A 24,455-nucleotide genomic window follows, 5' to 3' on the forward strand; every position below is an offset into this window, starting at 1 on the left:
AAGCTGCACGAGGAACGGCGTGTTGCGCACCAGCTCGACATAGGCGCCGACCGCCCACCGCAGCCAACCTGCGCCGTGCACGCGGGCCCATGCGCAGGCGATGCCCGTGGCCACACCGAGCACGGCCGAGATGGCCGTCAGGCCCAGCGTCCAGGCCACGCCCCTGGCGAGCAGGGGCCATTGGCTCAGGACAGCGCCGAAGTCGAGCTGGACCATGCTTACTGGGGCAGGTTGCCGGCCGGCCGGCCCAGCCACTTGACGGCCATCTTGTCGAGGTCGCCGTTGGCCTTGGCCGCGGCAATGATCTCATTGACCTTCAGGCGCAGCTTGTCTTCGCCCTTGGCGACGCCGATGTAGTTGGGGCTGTCCTTGAGCAGCAACTTGAACTCGGTGCCCAGCTGCGGGTTCTTGCCCATGAAGGCGCCGGCCACCGAGGCACCGGTGGCGATCACCTGCACCTGCCCCGACACGAAGGCCGAGACGGTGGCGTTGTTGTCCTCGAAGCGCTTGATGTCGGTGCTGGCCGGGGCGACCTTGGTCAGCTCCTGGTCTTCGATGGCGCCGCGGGTCACCGCGACCGACTTGCCGCCCAGATCATTGAAGCTGGCCAGGGCCATGCTCTTGGGGCCGTACACGGCCTGGAAGAAGGGCGAGTAGGCGACGGTGAAGTCGATCACCTTCTCACGGTCGGGGTTCTTGCCCAGCGTGGAGATGACCAGATCGGCCTTCTTGGTCTGCAGGTAAGGGATGCGGTTGGCGCTGGTGACCGGCACCAGTTCGACCTTCACGCCCAGCTTGGCGGCGATCAGGTTGGCCATGTCCACATCCAGGCCCTGGGGCTTGAGGTCGATGCCGACGAAGCCGTAGGGCGGGAAGTCGGTGGGCACCGCGATCTTGACCAGCTTGGCCTTCATCACGTCGTCGAGCGCGGACTGGGCGTGCACCTGTGTGGCGCCCAGGGTGGCGGCAGCAGCGGCGCAAAGCAGGACAAGGCGGCGGGTGGCGAGTTTCATAGCAGGGCTCCTAGGTAAGGTTCGCGGTCGGGTGGGGGTGTTTTGTCGGATGCGCGCGTGGTTTTGCGCGGGCGCGGTGTGCCCAGCGGCGCCAGCGCTTCGCGCAGGTCGGCCAGGGGGTCGGTGGGGGCGCCCAGGCGCAAGGCGGCCTGCACCTGTCCGATGTGCGCCGCCATCAATTGCTCGGCGGCGGCCACGTCGCCGCGCTCCAGCGCTTCCACGATCTGCACGTGCTCGGCACAGGACTGCACGGCGTCGTGCGTGCTCTGGTAGAGCATGGCGATCAGTGTGGTGCGCGCGGTGAAGTCGCGCAGCGTCTCGGCCAGCAGCTGGTTGCCCAGGCACTCGGCCAGGCAGACGTGAAAGTCACCCAGCAGGTAGCTGCGTTGACCCACGTCGGCGCCATTGAGCGCTGCCTGTTCTTGCCGGATGTGCTGGCGCAGCTTCTTGAGGGCGGCCTTGTCGACCTTGCCGTTGCTGCGAATGAGGCCGGTCTCGATGACGCGACGCGCCTCGAAAGCCTCGCGCGCTTCGTCGTGCGAGGGCTGCACCACGTACCAGCCGCGGCGGGCACTGACCGTGACGATGCCGCGCGCGGCCAGACGCACCAGCGCCTCACGCACCAGGGTGCGACTGCAGTCGAAGAGCATTGACAGGTTTTGCTCGCCCAGGCGGGTGCCGGGCGCGAGCCGCTGCGCGAGGATGGCCTCGACGATGCGTTGGGCGATATCGGTGGCGCTGACCATGTTGGGCAGCAGTGCATGCCAGAACCGTGCCATGGGCATATCAGGCTTGTATGCAAGCCTGATGCACTGGCCTTGTGCGCTGGCGGGTGCTTGTGACCCGGCGCGGTGCGCGCCGCGCACCACCAACGGGGATGGCTCAGCGGCTGGCGCTGAGCGATTGCAGGTCGGCTTCGTAGCCGCGCAGCACCGCCACCGCGTGCTCACGCTGCTCGGGCGTGGTGCTGTTGTGCAACTCGGCGAACTGTGCGCAGGCGTGGCGCACGGCACGCTCGCTCATGGCGCGGTAGTGCGCATCGGGCGAGACCATCAAACCTTCGGCATGGCTGCGCAGCAGCCGCGCGGCGTGTTCGGGCTCGGCCTGTGCCTGCGCGATGGTTTGCAGCAGGTCGGCCTGGCGGCGCTGGCGCTCGATCTGGGTGAGCGGTGCGTCCCACGGCGATTGCGCCAGCCCGGTGCTCAGCAGGCTGCGTTGCTGTGCGTTCAGGCGGCCGTACAGCCGCTCGCTGCGCGACACCGCCTCGTCCAGCCGGCGCGCCAGTCGCTCGGCGGGCGTGCCCCGCAGGAAGTCGTCGGCAAAGGTCTGATTGCTGCTGGCCTGGCGTCGCTTCAGGGCGGCGATCTGCTCGGGCCCAAGGTCGACGAGCAGCTGCGCAAACGGCGCCAGGGTGCGCTCACCGGCCCGCCACACGCGGTCGCGGATTTCCTCGAACTGCGCGCAGGCCTGGCTGGCGGTGATGTCGCGGCGGGCCATGTCCTGCCAGCGCCGCAGCAGGTCGGCATAGCGGGGCAGCTCGCTCTGGCGGTGCCAGTCGTAGAAGGTGTCGATGGCACCGCGCACCTGGGTGGCCTGTGCATCGGTGAAGTCAAAGTGGTCGTTGAGCCACCACTGACTCAGCGCGGGCGCCTGCTGGTACGCCAGCCGCACGGTCGAGCAGGCCGTCAGCGTCGCCAGGGCGGCAGTGGTCAGCAGGGCGAGGGCCATAATCCGGCGCACCTGGGCGCCCGCCGTGCGAACGCCCCGACCGATCACGAAAGAGGACTTCATGGCGTTACCGGTGGATGTGGTGGTGATGGCCGCGGGCAAGGGCACGCGCATGAAAAGCCAGCGGCCCAAAGTGTTGCACCGCCTGGGCGGGCGTGCGCTGGCCCAGCACGTGATCGACTGCGCCGCGCGGTTATCGGCGCGCTCGGTGGTGGTCATCACCGGCCACGGCGCGGCACAGGTCGAGACAGGTTTGCAGGCACCCGCACAGACGGCGCTGCGCTTTGTGCGCCAGGAGCCGCAGCTGGGCACAGGCCACGCGGTGCAGCAGGCGGTGCCGGTGATGGCCGATGACGGTCTCACGCTGGTGCTGTCGGGTGATGTGCCACTCACGCGCCCCGAAACCTTGCAGGCCTTGATCGACCTCAGCGCCGGTCGGCACCTCGCCCTGTTGACGCTGGACATGCCCGACCCCACGGGCTATGGCCGCGTGGTGCGCGACGAAGCCGGTGCGGTCAAGGCGATCGTCGAACACAAGGACGCCAGCGACGCGCAGCGCGCCATCACCGAGATCTACAGCGGCATCATGGCCGTGCCCACGGCGCGATTGCGCGCCTGGCTGGCGCGGCTGGACAACCGCAATGCCCAGGGCGAGTACTACCTCACCGACGTGGTGAAGTTCGCCGTGGCCGATGGCGAGACCGTGCTGGCGCATCGCATCGACGATGCTGTGCAGGTGGCCGGTGTGAACAGCCCGCAGCAACTGGCCGAGCTGGAGCGTGCCTACCAGCTGCGCCTGGCCAACGATCTGATGGTGCAGGGCGTGCGCCTGGCCGACCCGACCCGCTTCGATGTGCGCGGTGACCTGGTCTGCGGGCAGGACGTGGACATCGACGTCAACTGCGTGTTCGAAGGGCGCGTCGAGCTGGGCGACGGTGTGCGCATTGGCGCCAACTGTGTGATCGCCAACGCGCGCATCGAGGCGGGCGCGGTGATCCACCCCTTCACGCACATCGACGGCGAGCGTGCCGGCGTGCGCGTGGGTCCCGGTGCGCTGGTGGGTCCGTTCGCACGCCTGCGCCCGGGTGCCGATCTGGGCGCCGAGGTGCACATCGGCAACTTCGTCGAGGTCAAGAACAGCACGCTGGCCGCAGGCGCCAAGGCCAACCACCTGGCCTACCTGGGCGACGCCACGGTGGGTGAGCGCGTCAACTACGGCGCCGGCAGCATCACCGCCAACTACGACGGCGCCAACAAGCACCGCACGGTGATCGAAGCCGATGTGCATGTGGGCAGCAACTGTGTGCTGGTGGCGCCCGTGACCATCGGTGCGGGCGGCACGGTGGGTGCGGGCTCCACCATTTCCAAGAGCACGGAAGCGGGCGCGCTGTCGGTCTCGCGCGCGCGCCAGGTGAGCATTCCCGGCTGGCAGCGACCCCAGAAAACCAAAAAGGCGCCCTGAGGCGCCTTCGGTTGGGAGCGGGTCGGTTCAGCGCCCGCCGCGCACGTCGAACGAGCCACCGTCGTAGCGGCGATCGCCGCCACGCGGCTTGGGCGGCGCCAGTTCGTCTTCCAGGCTCATCAGGCCGCTCAGGCCCATGACCTCGGAGTCGCGGTAGGCCGAATTGCCGTACTTGTCGTCCAGCGTGGACATCTGGCTCTCGAGCTCGCGGATGGCGCTGTCGCGCTCGCTGGGCTGCGGCGCCGGCGTGGCCACGCGCGGCTTGGGCAGTTCCACCAGGTTGAGCTGGGCGCGGAAGTCGGCCGGCGACGGCATGCGGTGGATGCCGTTCTTGAGAAACAGAAAGCGCACGCCCGCCGTTTTGAGCATGCGGTTCTTGATCTTCACGCGCTGGGCCTTGGCCTCGGCGTTGCTCAGGTGGTACTGCTCGATATCAAACGCAAACGTCGGGCGCCCGTCGGGTGCGCAGACAACGAAATCGACCCGGTGCTCTCGCAGGCGCTCCTTGGCGGCGGTCTTGCTGCTGGCGCGGCGCACCGACAGCATGTTGGCCAGCGACACGTTGGGCAGCACGACCTGTCCCGGAAAGGTGTCTTGCAGGTAGTCGAGCATGGCCACTTGCTCGGAAGACAGAATGCGCTCAGGGCTGAAGCGGTCATCCCGGCCGTCGTCTTGCGATCGCATGAAACGAAGGTAGAGCCAAACGCACAGCGCCAGCACCACGATCGCGATCACCGACCCGATCACCACCATGTCCATTGAAATTCCTCCTGCATGGCCAGCGATCCATTGGCTGGCCCAAAGTGTTGCGAGGTTGTTACACCATCGCCAATCCGTCAACTCCCATATTGGGATGCGCGGGCATTAGTGTGCGTTTTGCTGCAGATTCCCCCCCGGGTTTAAGCCATTCGGCGTCACCGATGCGCTCAGCGGCAAGCGTGGATCGAACTTGGCGCAACGCGCACTGAAGAAGCCCTTGACGTTGCGCACATTGGCGTCGCCGGTGAACAGGCGCTGCGTCAAGGCCAGGTAGTCGGGCATGTCGGTGCAGCGCACCACCAGCAAAAAGTCCGGGCCGGGGCTGACCCGGTAGCACTGCTGGACGCGCGCTTCGGCCACGGCGCGTTGCTCGAACGCATCGAGCGCCTCTGCGCCCTGGCGCTCCAGGCTCACCTCGACCAGCACCGTCAGGCCGTGCCCGAGCAACGGGGCCAAGCGGTCGGCGTCGAGCAAGGCCACCTCCCGGGCGATGAGGCCACGATCGCGCAGCCGCTTGACCCGCCGCAGACAGGTGGGGGCGGATAGGTGGGCGCGCTCGGCGAGCGCCTGATTGCTCAGCGAGGCATCCGTCTGCAGCAGGTCCAGCAGTCGAATGTCGATGGCATCGATGTCGATTTCTTCCACAACGTATTAATAAATGAATGAAAAATGCGTCGATCGAGTGTAGCGATGAATTCGTTCACCTGAGCGTGAATTTTGCACATTCATTTCAAACCGTCCTGTCTAGCATTCGCCTCGTTCAATCTATGGAGGCGCGCTATGTGCGGCATCGTGGCGGGGGTTTCGGGGCGCGACATCGTGCCCGTGCTGGTTCAGGGCTTGCAGCGGCTGGAGTACCGCGGCTATGACTCCTGCGGGGTCGCCGTGCACGATGGTGGCCTGCGCCGCGCCCGCAGCGTCTCGCGCGTGGCCGAACTGGGGCAGCAGGTACAGACTGAAGGCATTGCCAGCGGCACCGGCATCGCCCACACGCGTTGGGCCACGCATGGTGCGCCGGCGGTGCACAACGCCCACCCGCACTTCAGTCACGGTCCCGGTGCCCAGAGCGCGAGCGCTGGCCGCGTAGCACTGGTGCACAACGGCATCATCGAAAACCACGACGAGCTGCGTGCGGCGCTGATGGCCAAGGGCTATGTCTTCGAGAGCCAGACCGATACCGAGGTCATTGCGCACCTGGTGGATTCGCTCTACGACGGCAATGTGTTCGAAGCGCTGCAGGCGGCGGTGAAGCAGCTGCACGGCGCCTACGCGCTGGCGGTGTTCCACAAGGACGAACCGCACCGCGTTGTCGGTGCGCGCGCCGGCTCGCCGCTGGTGCTGGGCGTGGGGTTGCAGGCGGGCGAGCATTTCCTGGCCAGCGACGCGATGGCCCTGGCGGGCGTCACCGATCAGATCGTGTACCTCGAAGAAGGCGACCTGGTGGACCTGCAGATGGGCCGCTACTGGATCACCGCGGTCGATGGTCGTGCGCTCGATGCGTCGCAACGTCCGGTGCGCACCGTGCAGGCGCACAGCGGCGCGGCCGAGCTGGGCCCGTACCGCCACTACATGCAGAAGGAAATCTTCGAGCAGCCGCGCGCCATTGCCGACACGCTCGAAGGCGTGGTCGGCATCACGCCCGAGCTGTTTGGTGACGGTGCGTTTCGCACTTTCAAGGCGATCGACCGTGTGCTGATCCTGGCCTGTGGCACCAGCTACTACAGCGGTTGCGCCGCCAAGTACTGGCTCGAGTCGATTGCCCGCATCCCCACGCAGGTGGAGGTGGCCAGCGAGTACCGCTACCGCACCAGCGTGCCCGATCCGCGTACGCTCATCGTCACCATCAGCCAGAGCGGCGAAACCGCCGACACCCTGGCCGCGCTGCGCCACGCGCAAAGCCTGGGCATGAGCGAGACGCTGACCATTTGCAACGTGGCCACCAGCGCCATGGTGCGCGAATGCAAGTTGGCCTACATCACACGCGCCGGCGTCGAAATCGGCGTGGCTTCCACCAAGGCCTTCACCACCCAGCTGGCGGGCTTGTTCCTGCTCACGCTCGCACTGGCCCAGGTGCGCGGGCACCTCAGCGAAGACGACGAGGCCGAGCACCTCAAACGCATGCGGCACCTGCCCGTGGCGCTGCAAGCCGTGCTGGCGCTGGAGCCGCAGGTGATCAGCTGGGCCGAAGACTTTGCCCGCATGGACAACGCGCTGTTCCTGGGTCGCGGCCTGCACTACCCGATCGCGCTCGAAGGCGCGCTCAAGCTCAAGGAAATCAGCTACATCCACGCAGAGGCCTACCCGGCCGGCGAACTCAAGCACGGCCCGCTGGCGCTGGTGACGGCCGCCATGCCGGTCGTCACGGTGGCGCCCAACGACACGCTGCTTGAAAAGCTCAAGAGCAACATGCAGGAGGTGCGCGCGCGCGGCGGCGTGCTCTACGTGCTGGCCGACGCCGACACCCGCATCGCCAGCAGCGAGGGCATCCACGTCATCCGCATGCCCGAGCACTACGGTGCACTCTCACCCATCCTGCACGTGGTGCCGCTGCAGCTGCTGGCGTATCACACGGCCCTGGCCAAAGGCACGGACGTCGACAAGCCCAGGAACCTGGCGAAGAGCGTGACGGTGGAGTGAGGCAGTCGGTCGCCGCCAGGGTGATGTTTCTGACAAATAAAGTCGAAAACAGCGAAATAGAGTCGAAAACAAAACAATAAAGTCGAAAACTACGGCAGCGACGCTGACATGGCCATCAACCTGAGTTCAGTCATTGACAGTTCTTCAGTTGGGGAGCTGTGCAGCGACTGCCGCTAGGCGCGTCTACACGTTGAACTCACGGTCTTGGCGTAAGAGCTGTCGTCCAAATGCTAGCCAATGGCAGCATACTGCTGAGAGCTTGCGCTATAGGGGTCGGGCATGCATTTAGGAATTGAGCAACACACAGGACTGGTCTTTGAAGGCACGGGGAACCCCGACATTCCCGCCATGCCGATGCCAACGGTGACGCATGCGAAGTTCATCGATACTGCAGACGATTGGAAGGCGCTCCCGAGTCCTTCGGAGGCTTTTGGTCTCGTGTTCCGAGAGGATTCGTATGACCCGGTAAGCCGAACGCGCAGAGGCCGCCTCTATCAGCAAACCAGCGGTGCTCAGCCTTCGAGGCTTATCGTTTCCGCCCACCCCCATGACCGCGGCTTGATTCCAGGCTACGACAAAGCAACCTACAAGTCGCTGTTCGTCTATACGTCTTGCTTCGAAATCCTACAGCGGCCGAACCAGGGCCAAGGTTCGGTTTTGGCGCTAGGGTCGTCGCGCGCAGCGTCAGCGTGGCGCGTCGTGCAAACGGAGGCGCTATACAGCGGCGCCGTGATGGTGACGCTTAAAGCGTTGTCAGCATTCAGCATCCTGCCTGAGCTCGACCTCAACAAGATCGACGAGCAGCTCCGACCTGCGGTCGCTCAGGCAATCGCGCGCGTCCTCGACTCCGCCTTCAAGGAGTCACCTGGCTCTGTCGTTGACAACTGCCGCGATGCCATGCAGGCGATTCTCTCCTCATGGCTTGCTCAGAGTGGCTCGCCCGACACGATCATTGGCAGGGAGCTTGCGCAAGTCTCTGCGACTATAGAGGGTGCACCCTATGAGCGAATCTGCGTGGGTCACCTGGGCAAGGTGTGCGCGAAGCTGCACAGCCGGAACAAGAGCAATGCGCAGCGCCAAAATGGTTATCGACCCATCATGGAAGAGGACGCCGAGCTCGCCATTCATGCTGTTGGCTTCGCAATCCGAGACCTTGAATGGGCGAAAGCCTAAAGCGGCCTGCAATTTCAACCTGCCCGCGCCTTGCGGCCTATTCAGTTCGAAGTCACTCCAGCCACCCGAGAGGCCGTGCAATCCTGGATCAAATTGGCCGGGTTGAAACAGAAGGCGCTCTCTTGCCCTGCTGCATGAACGAATCGCCGCACTTGGGGACTCGCCAGTATGAACAGATCCTCGGGCGGCAGGTCGACAACCTGGGGCTGGACCGCGCGGATTAGTCTTCGGCTTCGCAGCGGGTGTCGCCGGTCACATTCGGCCCGCGTACTCACGCTGTTGGCGCGAAGCCACCATTGGACGCGGCAACCGGTGCTGACCCGTCTGGCCGTGTTAAGGCGGTTAGCCTCGCCTCCCCTATTCCTTGAGCCACGACTTTTTGATCCCCTCGAAGTTGAGTTGCTTCCACTCTTCCTTCCAGAGCTGGTAGTACGGAATATCTGTCGACGAGGGTGGAGGATCGCAGCGCTGCACCTGGACCAACGATGGCATCACCACCGACTCACCGATCAGAAGCGCCTCGCCTGCACCCAGGGTCGGCAACTTGTCGCACAGGTTACCGAGGGTGTCAGGCAACAGGCGGGCGACGTAACTCTGGTCGCTCGGGTTGGTCAAGCGCATCGCCAGGAAATTGCTGCACTGGGAGAAGATCGTCTCGGAGATTTCTGACGGCCGCTGACTCGACAGAAGCAGCGTGACGCCGTACTTGCGCCCTTCCTTTGCAATGCGCTCGATCGAGAGCTTGGAAGCGCGAAAACGTACCAGGTCGCTGTTGGGCACGTACTTGTGAGCCTCCTCATAAACGAGCAGGAGCGGCGCGTCGGTATTGAACTGCTCTTTCGCCGCCGTGCGCATCACTTTGTAGTGATATCCATATTCGAAAAGGATCCGCGAGATCAGTGACACGGTGATGCTCAGGACCTCAAACGGAACGCCGCTCAAGTCGACGATCGTGACGTTGGACTTCGTATCGCCGTAGCCGATCAGGCTCATCAGAGTACCTTCCAGCGTGGCTGTATCCGCAGCCGGACCGAAGAGGAACTGCAGGCGGTCCTGCTCGACCTTGCCCTCGAACCGCGTGAAGAACTTGTCCAGTGTCTTGTCAGCGTAGCTCCCGCCCGTGATGCTTTGCGACTTGGTCGGATGAAAATCGAGTCGCTTAGAAAAGTAAAGATCCAAGCGCTGATCCGCCGTGAGCAGCAGCCCATGGCCACTATCAGTCTTGCCCTCAGTCAGCAACGCGTAGCTGCCGTCGTTCACCATGTACCGCGCCTCGTTCTTCGAGTTCACGGTTTCGTTCTTGATGTTGTACAGCGCGTTCAGCACTTCATGGATGTCGAACTTGAGAGGACTGTCGTAGAAGACGTTCTTCGCGCACTTGTTGTGGCGCTTCTTGTTCTCCGTGACCAAATGGCGAAACACTGCCGATTGGTTGTAGTTGTCGCGCTCGCCCGTATCCAGAAGCACCTCCTCCAGTTCTTCGCTGTTGAGCAGCCAGTAAGGCAAGGTCAGTGTGCTGGCATCCAGGAAGTTCGCGTCGGGGAATGCCGTCCGGTACTCGGAGTGGATGTCGAAGATGACGACGTGGGAGTTGTTCAGCGAGTAATCGCCGTCTTTCGCGCGCACTGCGGTCTGGATGATCTTGGCGATGGTGTGCGACTTGCCCGCGCCAGTGGAACCCACGACGGCAAGATGCTTGTTGAAGAACCGGTCCCCGTCGACGGGGACGGAGATCTTCTCGTTGGACACCAGCGCGCTGAATGCGAACTTCTTTGCCGGCTCAATCGAATCCTCGAAGATTTTCTTGATGTCTTCGTCCGTCGCCGGCGCCACGCCAGTGGGAGGGATGGTCAGCGTATCGCCGCCACGAATGAACTTGCCGTCAGCGATGATTCCCAGCGGCAAGGCCTCGATGAGGTGACGACGCTCGCCGCTGGCAGTTACTTCGATGCAGAAGTTCTCGATGATCGCGATGAGCGCGCATTCTTCGATATCGGTGATGCGCAGATATGAGCCCACCTTGAGGCTCTTATCGTTTGCGAATGCCGAGATGTTGCCAACCGAGATCTTCACCTTGTCCGGGAAGACAGCAATCACTTCGGCCTTGATGTCATTGGAATCGTTCATGCCTGCATGACCTCCTGAAGCAGATAGGCACTGTCACTCTTGATCGAATGGAGCCCTGTGCCCTTGGGCAGGAGGGCTGAGTCCAACGGCGAGCCTTGGTGAAAGTCGTAGACCTCGACGAGCGAGCCTTTGCAGGCAGCCATGGTCGGCGCTAGCTCGTGCTCATCGGGGACGAATTTGAGCGTCCAGAGTCTTTCTTTGGTGGGGCGCTCCGCCAGCATCTCGGGTGAGAAAGCCGAACCGTGGAAGGGATAGCCGTCAATGAAGGCCACGCCCTGCCTCCAAAGGCTCTCCTTGAGCTCAACCAACTGTTCGGGCGTCAGGCCTCGCAGCAGCACGTAGGGGCAAAACCGATCGGTAGCAGGCGTCCGCATATGCTCCGTGTGCGAGAACTTCCGCCCAAGCCCGGCGAGCATGCGACTGGCCTTGGCCACTTCGAACTCTTCGCCCATCTCGATCACGAAGAATCTCGAAGCCTGGGGCAGCTTAGTCGTGCGATGAGAGAAGTACTTTCGACGGACCATCCTCGCGAAGTACTCGCGCCCCATGTAATCCCTCAGCCAGGCGTTGAAGACCACCTCCTTGCGGTTGATTGCCTTCAAGAACTGCGCCTTGGTTACCTTTCGCTGCGCCACGTCCGCTTCGATTGCGAGTCCCTGAACGACGTTGATCGCCATCGGATAGAAGAAGATCCGCGCATCATCGCTGTTGCACCCGGAGATCTCGCGCACCATCAGTTTGATCAACGTCTCCTTCTGAGCGTCATAGGACGGCGCGCTCACGTTGATGTCCAGCAGCGCGAGAAAGTCGGCCAGCTGTTCGTCGGTGAGCACCAGTTCTTCGTGCACTTTGTGGACCTTCTTTTCCTTCGTGAAGGTAAGAAAGTGTTCCTTCACGAAGTCGCCCGTCAGGGGAAGCGTGAGCTTGTGCTGCCCGCTTTGGTAATAGCCGTGAAGCCGGTACCGGAACATTTGGTCTCTGGAGCAGCCCGCGGCATGGAAATGCCGCAGCATGTGCACGACCGCGTCCTTAATCACCGAGTGGTTGTACTCCGTGCCTTCGTAGTACTTGCACTGCACGAAGGCGCTCTCACCCGGATCATCCAGGTCTATGTCCTCCACGCCTTCGACCGTCACGCTGCCATGAGGGGACGCCTCGAGCAGACTCACGATCGTCTGGTCGAACTGGTAGAAGTAGCCTTTGATCGTCGCGATCGCGCTGCGGTCTTTCACTGTCTATCCTCGGGTGATGCTCAACGGCGGTCGGCCTCACGGCGTAGAGGGTTCGCCGCCGCCGTAGCCAGGCGCATGAGATAGCTCGCGTGCGGCAACGCCAAGGTCCTGCCAGGCGTGCGGGTGGCAGCTAAACACCAGGATCTGATGTCTTTGAGCGGCGTCGTAGAGCACCCGCTTCATCTGGCCCAGTCGATCTTTGTCGGTGTGAACCAGGGCGTCGTCTAGGATGAGCAACGTGGGCTTGCCAGCCTCTTGCAGAAGGTCCGCGTAGGCCAGCCGCGCGACGACACCCATCTGCTCCCGTGCCCCGACGCTGAGTTCCTCGAAATCACCGGTCTCCGCGCCGTTGGTGCCGACTCGGGTGATGCGTCCCGGTGATAGGTCATCACTCACCTCGATGCCCGCGCCCGGGAACAGGATCTGTAGGTAGTGGTTCAGGTGTCGCTGAAGTGGCGCGCGCAGGCGTCGTGCCAGCGCGGCGCGCTTCTCTGTGAGCAGCTTGAGAAGATGGCTCAGCGCCTTGGCCCGGCGTTCGAGCTCGGTGCACCGTCTCTCCATGTGGTCGAGCTCGCGCTGTTTGTCCGCGGCGGCCTCTTCCAGCCCCAAGGCGCCCTTGGCCTCCAGGTCCGCCTCCAACCGGATGATGTCGCTCCCGCGTTGGGCGTACGCGCTCTCAAGCTGCTTGGCGCTCCGCTCAAACCGCTCGACGTCCTGCTGCAGAAGTGCAACGTTGAGCGTGCGCAGTTGCTCGGCGAGTGCTTCCACACCTGCCCGCGCCGTGGTCTCGTTCGCAAGGGCATCGGTCAGGGCATGGCTGGCGTCCGCTTTCCTTTTGGCGCGAAGTGGGTCGGCCAGTGTCGCCTGGGCCGCTGCCAGCTCTTCGCTCGCGACGCTGAGCAGGGCCATCGCTTCGCTCACCGCGAGCTTGGAGTCGTTCAGCTGGGACGTCGCATCTTCCAGTATGACCTTCGCCGTGGATTCATCCGATTCCGCTTGCGACACGGATACGCCGGCAGTTTCAGCCCCGACAGGTTCCGTCAAGTTCTGCAGTGCTTGCTTCGCCTCCGTCAGCTTGGTCGACAGCGCCGCTATGTCCACCGCCAAGGCGGCCACCCCCTTCGGAGCGTGGGCCTCCAAGACGGATTTCGCCGCCTTGGCCTCCGCCGCGCGCTGCACGTGCTGGCGCTCACGCTCTTCCGCAGCCGCCAAGTTCGCCACACCCAGGCGCTGGAGCAGCTCCGCCAGGACTTTGCGCTGTTGATCACGATCCGCAATCAGGCTTTGAAGGCCCTCACCGCCCGGCAGCACCGTGATGCGCCCCACCCCCTCAATGTCGATGCCCGTGCGCTCCACCACGGTGAGGCGGTCGGTGGCATTCACCTGGACACCGGCGACCTGCACCTTCGCGCTGGGCTGGAGGCGGAACTCCAGCGCGGTTGATACCGCATCCAACCGAGCCTGCGCGGTGCGCAGGCTCTCCGTGACTTCGCGCAGGCGCTTGAGCTCCGCGCCGGGCATGGCGAGCGACAGCGTCTCGGCCTGCAAGCTTGTTAGCTCTTCCTGCTTGAGCTGCGCTTGGCGGTGACTCCGGCTCAGGGCTTGTACTTGGGCCGCGAGCTCGGTCACCGCCTTCTCCTGGGCCTGCCAGGTCGCCACTTGGCGCGCCGCTGCCAGTCGGTCGCGCGCCCTCATGCTCGCGTGTTCAGCCTGCGCATGGCGCGGCTCCCAGGCCTGGAGCTGACCGTTGGCCTGCGCCAGCTTGTCCTGCGCCGCCTCCAGCTTCTCCTCGCGCAGCTTCACCGCGTCGTCGTCGCGTGCCATGAGCTGCAGTTGTTGGCGCTGGGCGTCAACCTGCGCCGAAGCCTGCTTGAGCAGCAACTCTTGCGCGGTCCTCCGCTGGGCAAGCCCCAACGCGTCGGCCAGCTTGACCTGCGCTTGCTCAAGTTGCGCGCGCAGGGTCAGCCAGGGCCGAGCCTCGCCGTCTTGCCCATGATCAAGACGCAATGCCGCCAGCCGGTCCACGGCGATTCGGTACGCGTTAATCTCCACGCGCAATAACTGCAGCTCTTCGAGCAGCGCTGTGCGGCGCTTGATCGCTTCCCCGTATGCACCGCGCGGTGCCTCGGTGGACGGCGTCAGCAGCTGATTGCGCTCGGTCTCAACCGCCTTGATGACCTCATCGCCGCTTGTGGCCGCGAGTTCGCCAAGGGAGTCCCCCATCGCGTTGCGCAGATGATCGCTTGCGAACCCGACGACCTTGGCAATTTCATGCGACGTGCCCTGCTTAATCCAGAGCAACCCGGGGATACCCATGTGCTCGGGCGAGCTGGCGCCCTTTCCGGCGAAGCTGAAGCCCAGCAGCTCTCCCAGGTGATCCTCGGCCTCTGCTCCTTCCAGCGTCTTGCCATCGATGATGAGCTGGCATCGCTTCTTGCCCAGAAACGCCTTGCTCAGCCGAGCGGGTTTCCCGCCGAGTGCGAAAGCGATCTCCACAGACGGCGTGGCGGAGCTGTCGCTCCACGGACGCAAGCCACTGATCGCGCTCGACTTGTGCCGCTCGAAAAACGCGGCCCGGATGGCTTCGGCTACGGTGGACTTCCCCGACTCGTTCGGGGCGACGAACAGGTTCAGTCCGTCAGCGAAGTCGCACAACTCCAGCGGGGCCCGAAAGCGCTTGAAATTCTCGATTCGCACCCGCTTGAGCTTCATGCGCAGGCTCCTTTCGCTGGTGCTTGGTCGTCCAGGATCCGCGCCAGCGCTAGCAGCGCGTCACGCGCCAGTTCGGGCTCTGCGCTGGCTTGCTGCTCGCGCAGCTCCTGCAGGGCCTCGCCCACAAAGCCGTCGGCACGCAGCGTTTGAATATCTTCCTCGGTTGGCTCGAGCCTGAGCGCCTCAGCGTTCCACAGGATGGCCCGCGCCTTGGCGCGCGCCGCCCCGAGCGCGGCCGTCAGCTTGCGGTGTCCCGCCAGATTGCAGGTGCCGGACAGGCGCAAGTGAAGGACATCATTGCCACTCACTCCGTCTAACGCTTGCACCACTTCGTCGACGTCTGAATCGACGGCCATATGCTGCTCGAGCTGACGCCAGTTGAATTTTCCGGTGGGTACCGCTGTGACAATAGGCTCGAGTGACGTCGACTCTATGGCCACGAGCAGTGCCTGACCCGACTCGTTGGCTTTAAAGCGGTCCGATTCCGGCGTGCCGGCGTACCAGGTCTTGCTATCCACCTGCTTGGTGCCGTGCCAGTCTCCTAGCCCCAGGTAAGCCAGTCCCGCGCTCTGCGCCCGGCCCGCCGCGATCGGATTGGTCGAGTCCACGTCTGCGGGTAGGATGCCCTGCACACTGCCGTGCGCCAGACCGACTCGCGGCAGGTCGTCCGATGGAACGTGCGTCGCGAACCATTCGGTGAGGTCGGCATAGGTATGGCGCTGGGTCAGCGGTGCCGGCAGCAATGTGAACTTGCCTGCCACCACAAAGGGCCTTGGCTCTAGGCACACGATGACGTTGTCGGGGATTGCCCCCAAGCGATGTGCCCGGTTCCACACCGACTCCGCCAGCGCAGCATCGTGATTACCCGGGATCAGGACCCAGGTCCCGGTAAAGCCTTGCATGGCGTTGAACAGCCGCCGAATAGTCTTCTCGGCCACCGTCTGGGCGTCAAACACGTCGCCAGCGACCAGCACTGCGTCCACGCCTCTATCGGCCGCGATACTGGCCAGGCGCTCCACGGCAGCGAATCGTGCCTCAAATAGAGCGGCCGCGTCGTCGGTCTCAAACTGCGCGAACACTCGACCGATCTGCCAGTCGGCCGTATGCAAAAATGAGATCAAGTCATCCCCCTGATCGCTTGATTTGATGGAATTCCCTTGCAGCGGCGACTTGATGCGCCGTTCACCACCAGTCTAACGTTTTGAAACACTGCACGGCAGTGCACTGCTCGGACGAATCGCGAGAGGTTTCTCCGTTCGTTCGAGCACGAAATCAGGGGTTGTTTCGCGGCGTTGTGACCAATTTTTCAGCGGTCTGTTTGGTGTTACTGACGACCCGTTTTGGTCAACTACGGCCTTTCGGCCTCGAAGCGCAGGTGGCTGCACCCAGTCTCGAGCGGCCGATGCTCAACAACTCGCGCTGCGACCTCCTTGATATGGGATGAGATCCATAGGAACATAGGGCGCGCGCATGGCTCTTGCTCCCATGCCCCTCCCTGGCGACGGATCGTCGACCTGAGCTGCTATGGCCATGGAGCTTCTGCCATTCAATTCTGCGGTTCTTCCTTGGTTGACGGGCGAGACCCTGTTCAGCCTCTGCAGTCGGCATCATCGCCTCTGGGGATTTTCGAACTCATCCCAGTCTACGGAGATTCTTTTCGGTTCACCGAGGCGAGGGACGCAACATGACTTTCCCTGCGCGTTGGATGTGTTCGCGGATCGAACGCAAGGGCTTCTTGGTTCGGCGAACGAGATTGCCAGACAGCGTACTGTGCTGAAGTTCTACGCTCCGTTTCGAGGCGCGGGTGAAGTGCAGGATGCAGTTGTCATGATGCGAAGCGCCTCCGTGGCACATCTGAAGTATCGATTGGGGCTTCTGACGAGTCGGTTTCGTGCGCATCACCCGCTCAAGTCTTGCCCTCAGTGCAGGCATCGTGATCTCGTGGAGTGTGGTTGGGTCTATTGGCGAGGCCATCTTCAATACCCCGGGGTCTGGATGTGCCCGGAGCACAAGATTCCTGTGCAGGAGTCGGCGCTGAAAGCGACCGGGGTGGCTCGTTTCCAGTGGCATCTTCCTGCTGAGGAAGATCAACACAGTCTTGAGGCTTTGAGAACGGACTGGATGCAAGCAAGTGCACTCAAGCTCGCAACCATGACCGTCGATCTGGTGGAGTCCATAACGGAGGATGGCTGGTTGAGCCGGCATCGCTTCCAGGCCGCGGTGAGATCCCGCATGCTGGCCAATGGCTGGCTTCTTACATCGGGCAGGCTGCGGCTCGAAGATGCCGCAAGCTCCTTCCTTCAGCATGTACGACCACTTCGACGTATTCCGGAACTAGCAGCTCTGCCGAGCTCCGTTGAAGAGGCGAAATCACAATTGGGTCGACTTCTGCGGCCGATGAGAAGTGGAACGCATCCGCTTCGATGGATGGTCGTCGCGAGCTGGCTGTTTGACGACGTGGATGATCTTCGAGCGGAACTCGCGCATCCCAGCGAAAGGGACTGTTGGCCGGAGGTGAACAAGGAACTCAGTCAGGGGGCAACTGATAAGGAGGACGTGCGCGTTCGACTGGTGGCGTTCATGAGCGAAGGGGCGTCTGCCACATCAGCAGCGCGTGAGTACGGAGTGGACGTCAAGACCGCCATGGCATGGGCAGCATCTTCTGGGATTTCCACGAAGCGTAGGTCGAAGAAGCTGACGGCGGAAAGCCTGCTTTCAATCTTGCAGGCGCTTCAATTTGGCGACGACAGAAATGAACTCGCTCAGCGGTATAGCATTTCGAGTGGGACCATCACTCGCATCCTCATGACCGAGGTGGGGCTGCACGCCCAATGGGTCGCTGCTAGGAAAGCGAGATCCCGAGAGCGCGCACGTTCGACGTGGCTATCCCTTCTGGCAAGTGGCGAACATCAGGGCTTGAAGTGGATGAGAAAACTGGAGCCAGCCGCTTATGCGTGGCTGTATCGCAACGACACCGCCTGGCTTCGGGCCAACCTTCCGCCTGCTCCGAAAGAAAGTGCCCGCAGGGCGAGCCCAGCGGTTCGTTGGGATGTCCGTGATTTGGAGCTCAGTGCACGTGTCTTTCAGACTGCGCTGTCGCTGTCGAAGAACGGGGCAACAACGTTGCGACTCTGGCAGTTGTACCAGGTCCTTCCAGAGCTGAAGGCGAAACTAGGTCAACTACAACGGCTGCCCTTGACGCAGCGAGCGCTCGAGACCGTCCTTACAAGACGCGCAACTTCCACTTCCCCGAGCGAGCTACTCTGATTGCGCAGCCCGGCCGCTTTCCTGTCTTTGTGCATGATGGTTGACATGCAAATATGCGCTAGATTATGCTTTATGCATGCTCGAAACAGCGTCGCTCGCCAGGTTGCTCAACGCTAGGGAGGCGTGCAGACAGCGCGGCATTTCCCAGGCGCAAATTGCGTCTGCCGTTGGTGCCAGTCAGTCGCAGGTAAGCCGGATCTTGAACGGGCGAGGGCTGCGTAGATCTCGCTTGCTTGAAGATGTGTGCCTCTACGTCGAGCGCTTCGAAGTCGGCGTGACGGCCGATGCGGTGAGGGGCAACGAAGAGCTTGTCGACGCGTTGCGTTCTGCGTGGGACGGATCGGCCGGGCACGCAAAGGCATTGTCAACCGTCATTCGGTCCCTCTCTGCATTGCGACCTACGCCGATCAGTCGGTTGTAGGCTAGAAGGGCCCCCAGATTGCTCGTCGTACCTGCCCCCAAGCCTGGCGAGCTTGCCATCGGCTATTGGGGGGCCGTCCTCCGGTGGAACGGATTGAGTCGGAACGTCGCGGATGGACGTCAAGCGTTACGCCTATTCACAGGGCAATCGGTCAACTTCTGTGACGTACCTCGCGTCGAACTCTTGGCGAAGATCGCAGCAATGGACCTTGAGTCATATGTTCGGCATCACACAATGTTTCCTCTTCGTCGTGCAGTGACAAAAGACGTCTCCGGAGGGATGCTGGGGCAAGGAAAGTACCGTGCTTCCATGATCAGCGGGGGCACGTTGCGAGTGCCAAGACCGCAAGCTTATCTTTGCCAAGAATGCGTGCGCGAGGATCTTGGCTTTCACGGCTATGCCTACTGGCGTCGAGAACACCAACTGCCTGGGCAATGGAGATGTGACAAACATGGCGCCACACTGTCTCGCGTTGGCATAAGCCAGGCGGAGGCGTTCTACGCCTCGCCGGCCCAGATGCTGCCGCAGGCCAAGGTTGAGAGTGACTTGATGTTCGAGAAGGATGCGACGGATTGCGCGACGTACCGGTTCTTCGATATCTGTTCGCACCTGCTAGGCGGCGTTGTTGTCCTCCCCCTCGATGCCGTCTTTTCTGCAGCCAAGTATCGAGCCGAAGATCTTGGGATCAATACTGAAGCCTGCACCCTTGTCCGTCACCTGCTAAAACTAGAAGAAGTCCAGGCCTGCTATGACCGGCGATGGCTCGATGCCTTGAGTCAAGAAGGACTCACGAGACATGTGTTCAGCGATGACGTCTCAGGGAGTGCGATGTTCTCTACGCTGTCGGCCGCCCTTGTATTCGCGGCCTTGTACGAGACGAGTGAAGAAGCGATTTCAGGGATGGTTCTCTCAACAAGAGAGTGCACGAAAAGTCATTGACTCAGATTCGCATAGTTGCTGATAGGTAAACCGGAAAGCAATGGACGGGGCACTGGGGGGACTGCAACAGTGGTAGCGCCTTCCCAAGACAAGTGAGACTCACGAGAACCGACTCCAAAACTCCGACCAGAATGGCGTGTCGCGCAGCACGAGGTCTTCATACATGGCCATCTTGGATGGGCTTCCTTCCCGAATCGCCGCGACGGCTGGTGCGAGCGGCTCGAGCCAGGTTTGAGCTGCCGTGATGAAGTCTTCGAGCCGCAAGCTGTCATCCGCGCGTTCGAAGGCAACGCGGTGAGCAGCGATCCACAGTGCGATGATGACTCGTTGAATGCCTGCGGTCAGATCAATGATCAGCTTGGCAAGGTTGTCGTCGATCGGGAGCTTCTTCTGAACATACTGATACCGCGCAAGCACGTCCAGAAACTGGGACCTAAATCTTGGCGCAGTGTGATCGGAGAACTGTTCGAACCGATGGTAACCGGCAGTATTCAGTCGCTGCAAGGTACTCAAGCGCGAGGTCAGAGCACCGATTCCATCCGGCGTACCGGACACAAGCACTGGTATCTGGCCTGTGTTGACGAGATTGAGGAACCAGCGCACGACGCGATCTTCTACGATGCTGATTTCCGGCCGTTCTGCGGTGCCAGCGCGGTTGACTCGTTGCTTCAGGGACGAGATCTTGAAGAGATTCTGAATTTCATCGAGATGAAGAATCCCAAGGAAGCCAGACACGGCGACTTGCCGCCATTCGTCCAAAGCTCGCATTCCATCTGGAATTCGTTCCTTCGCCAGCCAGTTGTCGAATCGCCGACCGCCAGTGGCCTCGTCCCACGCAAGCATCAGCGCACGCGCAAGGTCCGATGAGCGCCCAGAGGGTGGAGCCTCTACGGACAGCCACAGGACTTGGGTCAACCCCCCGATGACCTTTGGGAATCGTTCATGACGAATGACCTGAGGGCCAAAGGCATGTAGGCATCGAAGGCAGGCCTGTGTTTTGCCGACACCAGACAGCCCCTCTACTGCTGCCGCGGTTGCTTGTGGAATTCGAATGCCGGCGCGAGTCGCATCTCCACTAACTGAGGCCCAGGTAGACGCTTGTCTGGGGTCTCTGTAGCTGTATCCCTGGCGTACCATCAGATCGATTGAATGAAACAGGCGTCGCTCGACCAACGTCGGGACATGCAAATCACGAACAGACATCAAGTCATGCAGACGAACATGCTTCGGAGTCGAGCCCAGATCTGTGGGTTCCGGTGGCAGATAGAGCAGGGAACTGAGAGTGGCGTCCGACGATTGAATGCCTGGCAAACACTCCGTGAGGAGGTTGCCCGCGTATGGGTTTGAAGGGTCCTCTGCCTTCATCTACCTGTCTCGGTTTGCGCGTTCGAGCAGTGTGGACATCATCGCGTCGTGGGCGATCTCCGCTTCATACCGAGGTACTTCCAAAGGGCAAGACTCCGCCATAGGATGCGCAAGTGATGCAGCTTCCTCCAAGTGGCGAGCCTCTGTCATTGTGGGCATCGGCCCGTCGAACTTGTCGATCGCTTCTTGAGTCAAGCGATTTGCATTGTCCCGGATCTCTTGAAGGCGCCTTCGTGACTGAATGGAGGCCGCAAGCCGTGCATGTTCTTCAGCGGGCCTGTCCATGACCTCTTTTGCGAGTACGTCTGCCCACTCATCCATACTGTAGTGAGGCGATGCCCTCGACTCGCCGGTCAAGGTCATCTCAAACATCTGGTGGTCCTTGGGCGACGGCGTCCAAATCGTTTCCATGCCACCAGGGTGATGATGAACGGGTACGTTCCAGCCGCCGAAGTTCCGCGCGCGGGTGGTCCATTCAAGCTCATGAATATGATTGGAGGTGTACATGCAACCAGCATGCCAAACCCCATCTGATTTGACACGCGCCGTAGCCGCGGGGAGCAGCTCAGCGACGAGGTCATGCTCAAACACTTGACGCTGATACGCAGCCCCGACAGAGTGACCCCAGCGCCAAAGGCCTGCCGGAGATGGGAACACGCCGGCAGCTCTCATCTCGCCCGTCATTCGATCGCTACGGTTTGCAGTGAAGTTGTAATCCGCAAACGCAATCGATAAGTAGTCCGCGTAGTCTTTCAACGTAAAGGTGCACTTTCGCGGATCGACCTTGCGCAGCTCGAGTTCATGTCGACGAGCGTCCATTGCGCCTGGAATGAACCAGAATTGCTCGTCCTTGATGATGCGAAACTGCACCTCGACCGTACCCTTCAGATCCCCGCGGTAGGGAGGTGTGTAGGCGACGTCGTAGTCGAGCTTGAGTGCTGTGTGCTTGTGTCCGGCCGAGAGATACTCGCCGCGGTCACACAGGAGGCGGTAGCAGAGAGTTGGGGCTGGAACCAACTGCGTTGCCAGCGCGAACTGAGGAATTCGTGTGGAAAGTGAATGCGACATGCACGCGTTGAAGATGGCGACCTTTGCGGTCGACCAGCTGGGACCCGTGAGGCAAATGTAGAAGCCCATGATGGCCGTCGACCAGATGTCGACAATGATGTACACAATGGGACGACCGATAATCCAGGCTCGTTTCACCGATGATCGAAGATAGATGTCTCCTATCGTTGAATCGATCGCCCAGGTGTGCGCCGGACCGGGTACACCCTTCCAGCTTCGTGCAGTCAGACCTCTCAACTGGCTGTTGAAATGATGTTTTGTAGTTTGCTCCGCTAGACGCTCGAGCTGACTCGAATCCCACATGAGCACGCGTCGAATCTGCTGGGCGTTCGGATACGATCCCTGCGGGCCTAGTTCGTACTTCACTTCACCATCAACATCCTTGGCCGTTGCAACAAAGGATGAGCCCAAGATCAGCTTTATCCGCGCTGGCATCGGCGGCTTAGGCCTGGGGATCTGTTTGTCTGCAGCAAGAATCCGCAAGCGCCAGTCCGTGCTCATGCCAGGCTGAATCGAAGCAATGGGAACTCCAGTGGCGCGTGCGATTCTTTGTGCGGTAGATTTCCGCCCCGCCTTGCCTCGAGTGGGCGCCTCGTTCTTGGGCGGGTCGCACGGCCTCGCTTCCCCTGGGGCGCCACAGCGATGACGCAAGGGGTACAGGCTCGACTCGTGCATGCCCCATCTGCACAAAGACGACCAATGCTTGTAGATGTAGGCGCGACTGACCCGCTTGGTTTGCATCGTTTCACTCACAAGTGGAGCAATGCTCTTGTGAACGATGATGCACTCTTGGAGTTTTACCAAGTCCAGAAAGAGCGCCATCTTGGCGATCCGGTCCTCGTGATCGATTCTTGCCAGCTCTCTATTTCCTCCGCGACCCTTTGACGATGGATCGGATCCATTCGGTACAAAACGACGCTCAACAGAAACTGGCAAAAGGAGCTTCGCCGAGTGAAGCTCCTGGAGTTGCGTGCGGTCGAGCCACAGGAGATTGCCGACCAGCCGCGCGGGTGGCTTCTTTCGAGGTCGCCGGAGGCGCTCTATCGTTACACGTGCTCTCCCTCCCTTGGACTTCGTCGGAGAACTTGCCTCAGAGTAGAGGAGGACCGCGCATGTCACATCCAACTCAGGGGCGTCGAGTATCACCCGGTAGATGCCTGGAAGTATGTTGCTTCGACTTCGCGAGCGATTGACCACACGGAACGTCGAGTCGGCGATCATTTCCACGAGGTCCTCCGCATCTCGATAGGGTTGTAGGCCAGAAAGGCCTCGCGTTCTATCAAGCGGAAGGGAACATGAAACTTGATAGGTCGACGGAGATCGACGGACAGAGGGCCGTGTACGACGGATTGCCACAGAGCCTTCTGCGCTTGCGGCTCCGAGCCGAGATGCTTGGTGAGGAGATGAATCAACTCAGTAATGGATCTGAACTGATTGAGCTCGACGAGCTTTGATGCGAACGTCCTCTCCTGCTCGGTGGTATCACGGTGGCGCGTCCAACATGCGACAGTTTTTAAGTTGTCCGCGACGGCGGGGTGAAAGACCTCGGGAGTGATGAGGAGCCAGTCGATGCCTCTGCATTCCCAGTACGCCCTCTCGACCTCAAGTAGATTCATCTTGCGTTTTGGTAATCGGGCATCTTGCTTGCAGGCCACCGCTGTTGCGTTGAAGCGCCCATCTCCTCCACGCCTAACCACGAAGAAGTCGGTGGACATGCGCCACAGAGCTGTGGCGCCATCGCCGCTGGTTCTCGGGTGTTTGACACCCAGCTGCAGACAAAGTCCGACCGTCCCTGGAAATAGCCTAAGTGGGTTGCCTTGGTCGTAGTCGAGCAGCGGATGATTGGATGGTTCGATGGATAGCCGATACTGCTCAAGGCAGTCCGTCACATCGGTCAGCATCCGGATGAAGTACAGGCCAACGAGTTCTTGATCGCTCAACAAGTGCCGTTGTCGGCCGTTCCAGATATGGAGGTGGCTTCTTCCAACGGAAGCCGGATCACCGCGCCCGACTTGGTGCCAAGGGACATAGAGGTCGTAGGTGCCTGATCCCCTGCCTTGGCGTTCGAAGCGTTCCAGCACCTTGGGCGTAAAGCGTTTCGTCGTTCTCATGCAATCCCCGAGAAAAAGGAGAAACGAAAGGGGATTGACGAGACCGCTTGACGACTCGTACACTGAAGCAGTCCTGCAAAGACTTCTTCGGAATCCCCGGAGAACCGGCGGCGACCCGTTACAGCGGGTCGCCGTTTTTCTTTGTCTACATGTTCAGCCTCCTACGATGGTCGTGTGCGATCACGCACCCAGTGCGAACTGGGACCGTCCTTTCCTGCGTGATGAGTTGCGCGAACGAAGAACTCGTGAGCGAGAGTGAGGTGATAGCCGGCGGAACCCCGTGGGCCTGACACGGTCGTTGTTGCGGCTTGCCAGAGAGTTTCGCTACGGGGCGAACTTGCCTTGACCCGGTGCTTGGATTGAGTACCCTTGGCGTGCCAGTGCTGAGGGGACTTCTCCGAGGCTTCAGGTAGACAGGTCCCCAGAGCGGGATCTGTCTGC

19 protein-coding genes are annotated in these 24,455 nt (G+C 61.7%); 6 read left to right on the plus strand and 13 right to left on the minus strand.

Annotated features, from left to right (window positions below; all coding sequences use genetic code 11):
- From KF871_RS06535 to KF871_RS06550, 4 genes are all read right to left on the minus strand, one after another.
- On the minus strand, positions 1–216 hold a 216-nt coding region (locus tag KF871_RS06535), incomplete at its 3' end, for an ABC transporter permease subunit (protein WP_291139895.1).
- Positions 217–218: 2 nt separating this feature from the next.
- Positions 219–1,013, minus strand: a complete 795-nt coding sequence (locus tag KF871_RS06540) for a transporter substrate-binding domain-containing protein (RefSeq protein ID WP_291139897.1) — start codon at positions 1,011–1,013, stop codon at positions 219–221.
- Positions 1,010–1,759, minus strand: a complete 750-nt coding sequence (locus KF871_RS06545; RefSeq protein WP_291140247.1) for a GntR family transcriptional regulator — start codon at positions 1,757–1,759, stop codon at positions 1,010–1,012. Before KF871_RS06545 ends, KF871_RS06540 begins: the two co-directional genes overlap by 4 nt.
- Before the next feature lie 136 nt (positions 1,760–1,895).
- Positions 1,896–2,804, minus strand: coding sequence for a DUF6279 family lipoprotein (locus KF871_RS06550; protein WP_291139899.1), 909 nt, complete (start codon positions 2,802–2,804; stop codon positions 1,896–1,898).
- On the opposite strand from KF871_RS06550, the gene glmU reads away from it, so the two are divergent.
- Positions 2,803–4,203: a bifunctional UDP-N-acetylglucosamine diphosphorylase/glucosamine-1-phosphate N-acetyltransferase GlmU gene (gene glmU, locus KF871_RS06555; RefSeq protein ID WP_291139901.1), complete on the plus strand. Its 1,401-nt coding sequence runs from the start codon at positions 2,803–2,805 to the stop codon at positions 4,201–4,203. The two genes, KF871_RS06550 and glmU, sit on opposite strands and share 2 nt — an antisense overlap.
- A 27-nt stretch (positions 4,204–4,230) precedes the next feature.
- Here the strand turns inward: glmU and KF871_RS06560 are convergent, their stop codons facing one another.
- Together KF871_RS06560 and KF871_RS06565 are read right to left on the minus strand one after the other, a co-directional pair.
- Positions 4,231–4,962: a DUF2726 domain-containing protein gene (locus KF871_RS06560; protein ID WP_291139903.1), complete on the minus strand. Its 732-nt coding sequence runs from the start codon at positions 4,960–4,962 to the stop codon at positions 4,231–4,233.
- Between the two features lie 105 nt (positions 4,963–5,067).
- Positions 5,068–5,607: an Lrp/AsnC family transcriptional regulator gene (locus tag KF871_RS06565; protein ID WP_291139905.1), complete on the minus strand. Its 540-nt coding sequence runs from the start codon at positions 5,605–5,607 to the stop codon at positions 5,068–5,070.
- 135 nt (positions 5,608–5,742) lie between these two features.
- Between KF871_RS06565 and glmS the strand changes: the two genes are divergently transcribed.
- Together glmS and KF871_RS06575 are read left to right on the plus strand one after the other, a co-directional pair.
- Positions 5,743–7,599: a glutamine--fructose-6-phosphate transaminase (isomerizing) gene (gene glmS, locus KF871_RS06570; protein WP_291139907.1), complete on the plus strand. Its 1,857-nt coding sequence runs from the start codon at positions 5,743–5,745 to the stop codon at positions 7,597–7,599.
- A gap of 279 nt (positions 7,600–7,878) precedes the next feature.
- Positions 7,879–8,772, plus strand: a complete 894-nt coding sequence (locus KF871_RS06575; protein ID WP_147326200.1) for a hypothetical protein — start codon at positions 7,879–7,881, stop codon at positions 8,770–8,772.
- Positions 8,773–9,129: 357 nt separating this feature from the next.
- Here the strand turns inward: KF871_RS06575 and herA are convergent, their stop codons facing one another.
- From herA to KF871_RS06600, 4 genes are read right to left on the minus strand one after another with little or no spacing between them, the layout of a single operon-like run.
- Positions 9,130–10,899 (minus strand): anti-phage-associated helicase HerA, encoded by a 1,770-nt coding sequence (gene herA, locus KF871_RS06585; RefSeq protein WP_070401328.1) that lies wholly within the window; start codon positions 10,897–10,899, stop codon positions 9,130–9,132.
- The gene (locus KF871_RS06590) at positions 10,896–12,131 is read right to left on the minus strand and encodes a DUF4297 family anti-phage-associated protein (protein WP_070401327.1); all 1,236 of its coding nucleotides are present in this window, start codon (positions 12,129–12,131) and stop codon (positions 10,896–10,898) included. The genes herA and KF871_RS06590 overlap by 4 nt, the downstream gene beginning before the upstream one ends.
- Before the next feature lie 36 nt (positions 12,132–12,167).
- Complete coding sequence (locus tag KF871_RS06595; RefSeq protein ID WP_070401326.1) at positions 12,168–14,843, minus strand: AAA family ATPase; 2,676 nt, start codon at positions 14,841–14,843, stop codon at positions 12,168–12,170.
- Positions 14,840–15,964 (minus strand): DNA repair exonuclease, encoded by a 1,125-nt coding sequence (locus KF871_RS06600; protein WP_070401325.1) that lies wholly within the window; start codon positions 15,962–15,964, stop codon positions 14,840–14,842. The genes KF871_RS06595 and KF871_RS06600 overlap by 4 nt, the downstream gene beginning before the upstream one ends.
- A 409-nt stretch (positions 15,965–16,373) precedes the next feature.
- Between KF871_RS06600 and KF871_RS06605 the strand changes: the two genes are divergently transcribed.
- The 3 genes from KF871_RS06605 (at position 16,374) to KF871_RS06615 (ending at position 19,470) form a co-directional block, all read left to right on the plus strand.
- Entirely contained in the window at positions 16,374–18,110 is a 1,737-nt protein-coding gene (locus KF871_RS06605) for a TnsD family Tn7-like transposition protein (RefSeq protein ID WP_175442909.1), read from the plus strand.
- 76 nt (positions 18,111–18,186) lie between these two features.
- Complete coding sequence (locus KF871_RS06610; protein ID WP_083293391.1) at positions 18,187–18,531, plus strand: helix-turn-helix transcriptional regulator; 345 nt, start codon at positions 18,187–18,189, stop codon at positions 18,529–18,531.
- An 18-nt stretch (positions 18,532–18,549) separates the two neighbouring features.
- Entirely contained in the window at positions 18,550–19,470 is a 921-nt protein-coding gene (locus tag KF871_RS06615; RefSeq protein ID WP_083293390.1) for a TniQ family protein, read from the plus strand.
- A 99-nt stretch (positions 19,471–19,569) separates the two neighbouring features.
- On the opposite strand, the gene KF871_RS06620 is transcribed toward KF871_RS06615, so the two are convergent.
- The 3 genes from KF871_RS06620 to KF871_RS06630 are packed head-to-tail and all read right to left on the minus strand — an operon-like array spanning position 19,570 to position 24,014.
- Complete coding sequence (locus tag KF871_RS06620) at positions 19,570–20,835, minus strand: AAA family ATPase (protein ID WP_116958701.1); 1,266 nt, start codon at positions 20,833–20,835, stop codon at positions 19,570–19,572.
- A complete protein-coding gene (locus tag KF871_RS06625) occupies positions 20,836–23,130 on the minus strand; it encodes a transposase (protein WP_147326201.1) in 2,295 nt (764 codons plus the stop codon).
- Positions 23,121–24,014 (minus strand): TnsA endonuclease N-terminal domain-containing protein, encoded by an 894-nt coding sequence (locus KF871_RS06630; protein ID WP_147326202.1) that lies wholly within the window; start codon positions 24,012–24,014, stop codon positions 23,121–23,123. The genes KF871_RS06625 and KF871_RS06630 overlap by 10 nt, the downstream gene beginning before the upstream one ends.
- Positions 24,015–24,455 lie beyond the last annotated feature (441 nt).

The organism is Hydrogenophaga sp. (assembly GCF_019635465.1).
Taxonomy (GTDB): Bacteria; Pseudomonadota; Gammaproteobacteria; order Burkholderiales; family Burkholderiaceae_C; genus Hydrogenophaga.

Excerpts from the sequence above, each read along its gene's own strand:
- KF871_RS06620 (WP_116958701.1), bottom strand. The coding sequence starts at position 20,835 with ATGAAGGCAGAGGACCCTTCAAACCCATACGCGGGCAACCTCCTCACG.
- KF871_RS06605 (WP_175442909.1), top strand. The coding sequence starts at position 16,374 with ATGGAGCTTCTGCCATTCAATTCTGCGGTTCTTCCTTGGTTGACGGGC.
- KF871_RS06595 (WP_070401326.1), bottom strand. The coding sequence starts at position 14,843 with ATGAAGCTCAAGCGGGTGCGAATCGAGAATTTCAAGCGCTTTCGGGCC.
- KF871_RS06630 (WP_147326202.1), bottom strand. The coding sequence starts at position 24,014 with ATGAGAACGACGAAACGCTTTACGCCCAAGGTGCTGGAACGCTTCGAA.
- herA (WP_070401328.1), bottom strand. The coding sequence starts at position 10,899 with ATGAACGATTCCAATGACATCAAGGCCGAAGTGATTGCTGTCTTCCCG.
- glmS (WP_291139907.1), top strand. The coding sequence starts at position 5,743 with ATGTGCGGCATCGTGGCGGGGGTTTCGGGGCGCGACATCGTGCCCGTG.
- KF871_RS06545 (WP_291140247.1), bottom strand. The coding sequence starts at position 1,759 with ATGGTCAGCGCCACCGATATCGCCCAACGCATCGTCGAGGCCATCCTC.
- KF871_RS06610 (WP_083293391.1), top strand. The coding sequence starts at position 18,187 with ATGCTCGAAACAGCGTCGCTCGCCAGGTTGCTCAACGCTAGGGAGGCG.
- KF871_RS06575 (WP_147326200.1), top strand. The coding sequence starts at position 7,879 with ATGCATTTAGGAATTGAGCAACACACAGGACTGGTCTTTGAAGGCACG.
- KF871_RS06550 (WP_291139899.1), bottom strand. The coding sequence starts at position 2,804 with ATGAAGTCCTCTTTCGTGATCGGTCGGGGCGTTCGCACGGCGGGCGCC.
- glmU (WP_291139901.1), top strand. The coding sequence starts at position 2,803 with ATGGCGTTACCGGTGGATGTGGTGGTGATGGCCGCGGGCAAGGGCACG.
- KF871_RS06560 (WP_291139903.1), bottom strand. The coding sequence starts at position 4,962 with ATGGACATGGTGGTGATCGGGTCGGTGATCGCGATCGTGGTGCTGGCG.
- KF871_RS06540 (WP_291139897.1), bottom strand. The coding sequence starts at position 1,013 with ATGAAACTCGCCACCCGCCGCCTTGTCCTGCTTTGCGCCGCTGCTGCC.